The sequence below is a fragment of the Shimia sagamensis genome (assembly GCF_900182745.1).
GTDB lineage: Bacteria > Pseudomonadota > Alphaproteobacteria > Rhodobacterales > Rhodobacteraceae > Shimia > Shimia sagamensis.
On sequence record NZ_FXTY01000031.1, the window covers coordinates 1 to 1,538 of the forward strand.

The following is a 1,538-nucleotide window of genomic DNA, read 5'->3' on the forward strand; positions in this document are numbered from 1 at the left end:
GCCGATTCTGTGGAAAAACATCGTGTTGCTGGCGCAGAAAATGAGGGACTGAACGTCGCGCGAGCGCCTTTCTTTTCAGGCTTCGCTCGTTTGCTGCGGTGCAGGAAAGACCTTGGCCAGTTTACGGAGGTTTTGGGCGGTTGCGGCGAGGAGGAATTCGTCATTTGCCCCACATGGCCCACGTAATCGGAGGCGCCCCAACCCGAGAATGCGTTTGAGGTGGGCAAAGAGCATTTCCACCTTCTTTCTGAGCCGCATTGAGATGACGTATTGTTTGGTCTTGGCAATGTCGCGGGCGACCTGACGGGCGTCTTCGTGTTCTTCGCGCGTGATGGAGCGGAAGTCGGCGTTGGGGCAGCATTTTGCTTTGGATGGGCATGCCTGACACGTCCTTTTTAATGCGCGATATTTGGCGACGCCTTTGCCGTCTGGGCCTCGGTTGGGATCAGAGTAATTTCGGCGGAACTGTTTGAGTGATTGTCCCTCTGGGCAAACATATTGGTCGTTCTCGGCGTCCCACTGGAAATCAGATCGGCTCCAGGTCCCGTCAGTGCGCCCCGCTTTATCAATAACCGGGATATGCGGTGCGATCTTGCGGTCGACAAGCCAACCGAGCATTGGTCCCGAGCCATAAGCGGTGTCTGCGATGATGCGTTCTGGATGCAGATCGAACGTGCCTTTAACCCGATCCAGCATCGAGCGCACAGACCCCACTTCCGCTTGTCGGATAGATCTTGTGGCCTCGACGTCGACGATGACACTGTAGTCAGTGTCGATCAGGTAGTTCGTCGAATAGGCAAAGAACGCAGGGCCTTTGCGGGCTGCGGTCCACTGGCTGGCGGGATCGGAGTGGGATGTGAATTTGGGCTCAACATCGGATGCCGCACCAAATGCTGCATCATCAAGAACGTCGAGATATTCGCGCACAGAGCGCGGAGCATCATCTGGCTTGATCGCTGCAGTGTCCCAGTCTGCCTTTGGGGTTGAGTTCTGTTTGTTGGCGTCCGCCTCGATCAGGCTGGCATCTGCCGCAAAGCGCTGGCCGCTGACGAGGCCGTCTGCAATGCAACGCGCCACAGTCGTCTCAAATAGATGACGCAGCAAATCGCTTTCGCGAAAACGACCATGCCGGTTCTTGGAAAAGGTCGAATGGCTGGGTACTGGATCCGCAAGATCAAGGCGGCAGAACCAGCGATAAGCAAGGTTGAGATGCACCTCCTCGCAAAGCCTGCGCTCGGACCTGATGCCAAGACAATACCCAACCAACAGCATGCGGATCAGCAGTTCTGGATCAATCGAAGGACGGCCAGTGTGGCTGTAAAACTCTGCAAGATGTGGACGGATACTGCTCAGATCCACAAACCGGTCAATCGAGCGCAGCAGGTGATCTTGAGGCACATGGTCGTCGATAGAAAACTCGTAGAAGAGTGCGCCTTGCGCTTCTTGCTTAGGTCCCAACACCGTCAATCCCCCTGCATTCACAAGCAAATTGAATCAGTGAAGGACCCTCAAATCAAGAAGAGTTTTTCAACACAATA

1 protein-coding gene is annotated in these 1,538 nt (G+C 55.1%); it reads right to left on the reverse strand.

The window, feature by feature from the left end; all coding sequences use genetic code 11:
• Positions 1 to 75: 75 nt before the first annotated feature.
• On the reverse strand, positions 76 to 1,461 hold the full coding sequence (locus QOL67_RS21975; RefSeq protein WP_283428134.1) for a transposase: 1,386 nt from the start codon (positions 1,459 to 1,461) through the stop codon (positions 76 to 78).
• Between the last annotated feature and the right edge of the window lie 77 nt (positions 1,462 to 1,538).